Below are 6,641 nucleotides of genomic sequence, written 5' to 3'. Positions count from 1 at the left end.
CACACCGAACGGAGGTGCCACCGACCTAGAACATCCCGCACAGGGTGGGGACTTTTACCTGGCCACCAGCGGGGACATCAAACTGGCCGTTGACATCGGAGCACCCGCAGCACCCCGTGTATCAGACAGCAGCGGGGCTAGCTTTCCACTACCCAAGTCGGGTGCTGGCGGGGCGGGCGCCACCTGTGCCCTCCATTTCTTGCCGTCCCAGTACCGTGATCCTGAACCTCCCGATGGATCTGGATACCACCCAGGTGGGGGAGGCGGTGGAGTGGTCGTATGGGTGCCCTCTCTTGACGAAACTCGACAAGATTAGCCGCACTCGTCCGTCCTTCGGCCCTGACCCTCCGCAGGATCACCCGCGGGCGACAAAGGGATATGGGGTGTCCCAGTGGCGGGTACGGGCTCGGATGGCCAGTAGGCTCAGCACGGGCCGGCCACCTTCCTGGCATGAAGCTGAGGGGCTGTGAGCATGGCAACGGACACCGGAGTCACGTACGAGACGAAAACGATCCGTGCGGTCCGCGGCATGGAGTCGCGGATTGTAAAGAAGTGGGAGGCCGACGGCTGGGAGTTGGTCTCGCAGTCGCCAGGTATGGTTCAGGTTGAAATCACCTTCCGTCGCCCCCGGCCGAAGTCTCGTCGGCTGCTTTGGATCATCGGTGGCGGCGTGGTTGTGCTCGTGCTGGCAATCATTGTGACCGTCGGGCTAGTCATCGAGAAGAACACTGCCCCGGCGAATCCCGCGCCGGGTGAAGCGACAGCTTCGCCGAGCGGGCAACCGTCCGCTGAAGCGACTGGCGAAGCAGCGTCACGGTCATCGACCCGTGATGGCGAGGTGCTCACGCCTGAGAACAGTCCTGAGTTCGCGGCTGTCCTCGCGTTCACTGACTACTGCTCGCCGGACATCGCAGCGTTTGCTGCGGCTCATCGTGGTCGAACGATCGTGTTTCCCGGCAGCATCGCCGCGATGGCACCGCACGGGAACGCGAAGACTAGGTACGACATCCTAATCAACGCGGGCGACGCTGCGTCAGCGACTGGACCGGCTTTCCAGTTCCGTGATGAGAACACCCTCAACGACCTCCACTGGGTCGGCCCGGTACCGGACACGATCGGCGTGGGGACGAACCTCGACATAACGGCCGAAGTCGACCGCTACGAGGATCGGTCGTGCCTGCTACTGCTTGAGCCGGTTGCAACCGCCGTTCGCTAGCCGTACGTAGTAGCTCGCGGCGCGCACGCCACCCACCTGTCTCGGAACGACATCCGCAGCTGTGCTGCTGTTAGGCGACATGGGAACAGGCAACGGCTAGTTGAGCCTGGAGTCGTGCTCGAGCGCACCACGCTGCCGACGCCCGCGGGCGGCAAAAACCTAACTGACCATGCTCGCCGACACCACTCCTCGGGTCCTCAGTCTGCGTAACGAGCTCTCCGGACAGGCGGATACACTCAGCGAAACCTGAGACCCAGTACCGGCAAGGAATTTCGCCCATGCACGCGGCCGATGACGCCGACAATGATCGCGACGCCCCCACGAGCTACTACCTGAGTCAAGCCGTCGCCACACTACTGATCCCAGGAACCGGTCTCACTGTGGCTGAGTGGGTTGACGACAACAAAGGTCCACTGATAATCGCGGACGGTGACCCTGCCTTTCGGGAGTGGCTGCGTCGTCTCCGCTCCGCAGCTGCTGACATGCTTGTCACTGCACCGTATGAAGCTTGGCCCATATCCGGATCAGTCGTAATCACTCGTCCCATACGAGGCAGCACCGGTAACGAACTGGTTCCCCCTCAGTCGGTGACAAGCGCGCGAAACAGCTTCTGCGTCCTGTGCGTCACGCCCGGAGCAGTCCTTCATCAGGCCTCTCATACTCCGCACACTCGTGGCGAAGTCCGGCCACAGCCGCCAGCCGCGGACGTCGCAGCGGCACCACCGTCCGGGCGCATTGGTAACGATGCTCAACTACGCTCTGCGCTATGGATTGACGCTGTTCGCCGACTGAACACGGTGCGGGAAGAGTTCGCTGCCTACGAGACCGACGCAACGGCATTCTTCCATCGCCCACTACTGGCCGATCGAACACACCCGCTCGTGCAAGCTTTCTACACTGCTTTCGCCCATGCCGATGCCTTGCGAGTAGATGGCACCGTTCCTGACGAACTCGGTTTCGTGCGTGACTTCGCCGATCGGGCCGTTGCTGCCGAAACCGCATGGAGGGCCGCGTACGCAGCTGCTTCAGCCTCGGGTGACAGCGGTCTGTCGGCTGAGCAACGAACTCTGCTGCGACGCGCTGAATCGGCAATCAAAGTGGCGCTCGACGATCGATCTCCTCCTAACGAACGAGCAACTGCCTACCGACGAGTGACCGAACTCTTCGGCAAGGCTCACATCGATGTTCCCGCGAGCATAGCCACGGAGTTGCGCCACCAAATCGAGAGCGCTACTCGCAAGACGCTCCCTGATCGACCCGGTCAAGGACTCGAGGCCCATCCAAAGATTGACAGACTCTCATGTCAATCCGCCGTTCCCGACAACAATTGTGACCAAGCAGAAGGACCAACCACATGGATGCCACCGGAATAGCAGTAGCGGTCATCATCGCGCTGGCCGTGATCGTCGGCGTCGGCTGGTTCGAATACCGCCGGCGGGAGTTCGGCAAGCTCGATGTCGAGGTACAGCACGCAGTGACAGCCGCCAGGTCTGCACGCAAGCAGTTCCGGGCTGCATCGCGGCTGATGACGACAGAAGTCGCCAGCATCGAGCGAACCATCAGCGAACTGAGCAGCGTCAAGGGCCAGCGGGTCGCCGCCGGCGGAGGAGTGACGGTCTACCAGCGATGGATCGACACCAGGCAAGGTAGCGGGTCGATCATCGGCGTCACCGCATCGGCAGCCGACGAATCCACCAACGGTGCCGGCAACGCGTACGTTGTGGTTGATGGTCCTGCAGTAAATGGTGTCGCCACCCTTGATGCATCGAAAGACCCAAAAGCCGGTCCGAACGCCTACGCGCTGGCGGCAGCGATCAACAAACAAGCACGGCTGGCCGCTGACGAGAAGAAGACGCTTCCCGAAAAGATCGAGCGAGCCAAGAGTCAGCTGACGACCGCCACACGAAGTCATGAGCAGAAGGTCGAGGCGGCACGCTCTCATTTCAGGGGACGGCTAGAAGTGCTGCCGACAGAGACTCGAGCGAAGTACTTTCGCAACGATCACGCCTAGTTTGGTCCGGCGCGCGTCACCCGTGGGGTTGGAGTTCACCCGGCGGTGATCGCGCGCTGGCTACGCGTCGTTTCGACCCGCTTGGACGCCATGTGTCTGCGACCTGCGTCGATCACTAAGCGCTGGACCAGCGGTCACGTGCTGCTGTGGTGGACAAACACTTGGTGGCCAGATGCATAGACGAGCTGTGTCGGTGACGGCCATGCTTCAGGGGCCAACCTGCGGAAGCCGGCAGACACGCTTGACTTCCGCAGGTCCTCGCTGTGAGCCATTTATTGGGTGAGTCGGCCTGCCAGCCAGTTGACTGCGATATTACCGGTAACCAATCCGACTGTGTGTCCGATGGACGGTAGCGATGGTGTGTTGATATTCGCCCTGGCGACGTTGGTACCCCCGCGTTTCCAAGCGTCTGCCGTGGCATTCGCATCGTCGGCGGGGACAACGTCGTCGTTCACGTTCTGCATAAGGAGTACCGGATGACTCGGTGCCGTTCGTCCCATTACGAAACTCTGGAATACGCTGTTTATCTCAGGATCGGAAGCCAACTCTTCGATTAACGGTCGCCCACTTACCGTCATCCCCTTTGTCGATCTGAAATAGTGGCCGACGACACTGCCCACCAGACACTCACCCGCAGTCTTACGCAGAAAATCTCTACCCTGACTGTTTAGTTTCGCATCGATCTTCGGCGCAAGTTGCGGATACTCAGCCCGTACCCCGTTCACGAAGTAGCCAATAACTCCGGCCGCTAGCTTCCCTTCGTTGAACATCATTGTTCGCGCCGGGTTGGTCGGGGGCGCACCGACCACAGACCCTCTGATATTGAGTTCAGGGGCATAAGACTTGGCCTGTTCGGCAGCGGCGGCAGCTGCCCCGCCCCCCTGTGAGTATCCCCAGATTCCGACAGGCGCTCGGCGATCAACTGCCCCCACCGATATAGCGGCGCGCGCAGCATCAAGCACTGCGTGGGCTTGGGGAATGGGCTGCAGGTAAGGTAGCCGCCCCGGCGCCTCCGTCCCCTGAAAGTCGGTCATGGTTACAGCGAACCCTCGAGTCAAGAGGGAAGCCACGTCAAGCAGCTGTAGCTCGATCATAGGAACGCCAGAGCGGTCGGTGGTCAGTCCGCGAGTCAGCAGCTGTGAAGGTCGGCAACTCGGATCCGAGCCGTGGGTGCCAACTGCATAGGTGACCAATGGGCGAGGTCCTCTACCAGTCCACTTCGAAGCCGGAACCATAACAATTCCCGTTGTAGCGACTGGCTTGCCGCGGGTATCGGAGCTTCGATACGTGACCGAAGTCGCCTTCACCCCAGTAGGGATGGCGCCTGCCAGGAGATCCGTCTTAACAGACCGCAGCAGGCCGCCGTTCTCGACAGGGGCGTCCGCAGGCTCTGCAACGGCCGGAGCGCCCGCTGTTGCTGTTGCTGTTGCTACGAGTAGCGCAGCAGCTGCGTATCCAATCGATCTTGCTAGGAAAGTACGGGGCACATCCACTCCTTCAAAAGTACACGTTGAGTTCTCTAACTGTGAACACACATCGTACACGTTGAGTTCTCTAACTGTGAACACACATCGAACTGTCTCGGGAGAACCAGTCTTCGGCACCTCGCTCGGCCGCACCCGATGTCACGGCGCACTCACCCGAGGTGCGACTGTGAGGCGCGCTGATGGGACAGCTGCTGACCTGTAGCGACGTGAACACTCGGAGTCAGCGCCTCCACGAGCTGGTGCATCACAAACCCCCGATTTGGAATGCCAATCTTCCCTGGCGTTGTATGTTCTCTCACAGGGTGAAGCGGGCGCGACCTCGTCCACACCCCCCGAAGAGGGGGTCGAGCGTCTAGAACGAGCGATGAGATCTGCTCACCACTGATGGTAGGAGAGCAAATGTCTAGAACGATCGAGGAGATCGTCTCCAGTTCATTGCGCAGGGTGCGCCGGGACACCAATGTTTCTCTGGCATTCGCCGGCATGGCCAAGGGGCGATCAACGGTGCACTTGCAGCACTTTGAGGGCGAGACGAAAGGCGTAATCGATGGAGTTTCTATCGAGGTCGGGCACGGACTGGGCGGCAGGGTAGTTGCCCTAAGACGGCCAATGGTCGTCGACGACTATCTGGAAACGCCGCGAATCTCCCACCGCTACAACGATATTATCGAGCAGGAAGAACTGCGCGCGATGATGGCCGCCCCTGTTATTGTCGATCGAGTCCCGATCGCGGTGATCTACGGTGCACTCCACACCCCACGCCTCATTGGTGATCGGATGCTCGACACACTCGCAAGCGAGGCGCGAGCCATTGAGCAAGAGATCGCGTCCGCCCGGGCGCTGTTGGAGTACGATGCGCACTCGCCAGACAAGGATCTTCGCAACCGTGTCACCGCCGCTTTCGCACGTCTCCGCCAGCTGGTTGAGGATGTGGACGACCAGCGCCTCTCGGGGGAACTCACCGATATCATCGAAATGCTCACTGCCGAAACTGATGCCAAGTCAATGTCAACAAATATAACCGCCCGGGAGCAAGATGTTCTGGCGTTTGTTGCGCTTGGATACCCGAATGCTCGGATTGCTGATTCGCTCGGCCTAACCGTAAATACCGTAAAAGGATATATGAAGGGAATAATGCACAAACTTGGTGCGTCCTCGCGACTAGAAGCTGTGGTGCTTGCTCGCTCGGCAGGCCTTTTACCCTAAAGGCCAGAGATCAGCAGGTGCGCGACTATGTCCATGTCTTGCCGAGGCTGTTAACTCGACCTCAAATCGCGTTGCCAGGCAGTAGCTTCCGTGGTCGTGTCTCTGTCCGAGTTCCTGCTTCGCCAGAATGCGGCGGTAGAGGCCGCCCCTACCTGCTCAAATGTCATAATATCTAATCAGCCCTCTAGATCGACTGGGGGAGCGGAAGTTTCAAGTAGATGCGACATAAGTCAAGCGGCGTATGCTGGTCGAGGGTGTCGCCTCGCCGGGCTACTTCAGCTCACTCTGAGGCTTGTGTCGGTCTTGGCGTTCAAAATATGGAGAATCCCCGAAGTTGGGCTGCCGCTATGAGTGCGGCTGAGTGCTTCCCAATCTCGGCTGTCTCGAGCGTCTTGATCGGGTCCTGCCCGGTGCCGTCATCGGTTCGGCGCATCCACATCGCCCAGTTAGTGAGACCGGCGCCCCATTTTGACGGGTAGGTGATGCCGTGGGGGCGTGACCCGTCTTCCAGAACTACCGATTCGCGTATCCAGGTAGCTATCCCAGTCGTCAGAGTTTTCGCCTCGGGTGAGGAGTTCGTGAGCTCGCTCAGGGTCAACTGTTCGGTGCCGAGCGCGCCAAGCAGTTGTCCATGGCCATGAGAAAGTCCCCATTGGTGGCCAGGTCGAGGTCCCCGCTGGTGGCCAGATAAAAGTCCCCACCCTGTGTTCGTCGTGTCGAC

Annotated in this window: 5 protein-coding genes and 1 pseudogene; 4 read left to right on the top strand and 2 right to left on the bottom strand. The window is 60.2% G+C overall.

Annotated features, from left to right (window positions below; all coding sequences use genetic code 11):
- Positions 1 to 54: 54 nt before the first annotated feature.
- Positions 55 to 243 (bottom strand): annotated as a pseudogene (locus ACFUEJ_RS23995) (DUF2510 domain-containing protein); the annotation flags it as partial.
- A gap of 229 nt (positions 244 to 472) precedes the next feature.
- On the opposite strand from ACFUEJ_RS23995, the gene ACFUEJ_RS23990 reads away from it, so the two are divergent.
- From ACFUEJ_RS23990 to ACFUEJ_RS23980, 3 genes are all read left to right on the top strand, one after another.
- The gene (locus tag ACFUEJ_RS23990) at positions 473 to 1,216 is read left to right on the top strand and encodes a DUF4839 domain-containing protein (RefSeq protein ID WP_075844772.1); all 744 of its coding nucleotides are present in this window, start codon (positions 473 to 475) and stop codon (positions 1,214 to 1,216) included.
- Positions 1,217 to 2,013: 797 nt separating this feature from the next.
- Complete coding sequence (locus tag ACFUEJ_RS23985; protein WP_156896118.1) at positions 2,014 to 2,589, top strand: hypothetical protein; 576 nt, start codon at positions 2,014 to 2,016, stop codon at positions 2,587 to 2,589.
- Complete coding sequence (locus tag ACFUEJ_RS23980) at positions 2,571 to 3,227, top strand: hypothetical protein (RefSeq protein WP_006898340.1); 657 nt, start codon at positions 2,571 to 2,573, stop codon at positions 3,225 to 3,227. The genes ACFUEJ_RS23985 and ACFUEJ_RS23980 overlap by 19 nt, the downstream gene beginning before the upstream one ends.
- A 272-nt stretch (positions 3,228 to 3,499) precedes the next feature.
- Here the strand turns inward: ACFUEJ_RS23980 and ACFUEJ_RS23975 are convergent, their stop codons facing one another.
- On the bottom strand, positions 3,500 to 4,321 hold the full coding sequence (locus tag ACFUEJ_RS23975; RefSeq protein ID WP_165630248.1) for a lipase family protein: 822 nt from the start codon (positions 4,319 to 4,321) through the stop codon (positions 3,500 to 3,502).
- A gap of 792 nt (positions 4,322 to 5,113) precedes the next feature.
- Here ACFUEJ_RS23975 and ACFUEJ_RS23970 point away from each other — a divergent pair.
- On the top strand, positions 5,114 to 5,920 hold the full coding sequence (locus ACFUEJ_RS23970; RefSeq protein WP_006898342.1) for a LuxR C-terminal-related transcriptional regulator: 807 nt from the start codon (positions 5,114 to 5,116) through the stop codon (positions 5,918 to 5,920).
- Positions 5,921 to 6,641 lie beyond the last annotated feature (721 nt).

Origin of the sequence: Gordonia sp. NPDC057258 (assembly GCF_042668985.1) — a bacterium.
Lineage (GTDB): Bacteria > Actinomycetota > Actinomycetes > Mycobacteriales > Mycobacteriaceae > Gordonia > Gordonia hongkongensis.
Note: the sequence above shows the minus strand (reverse complement) of the source record. Positions and strands in the feature narration are given on the sequence as shown.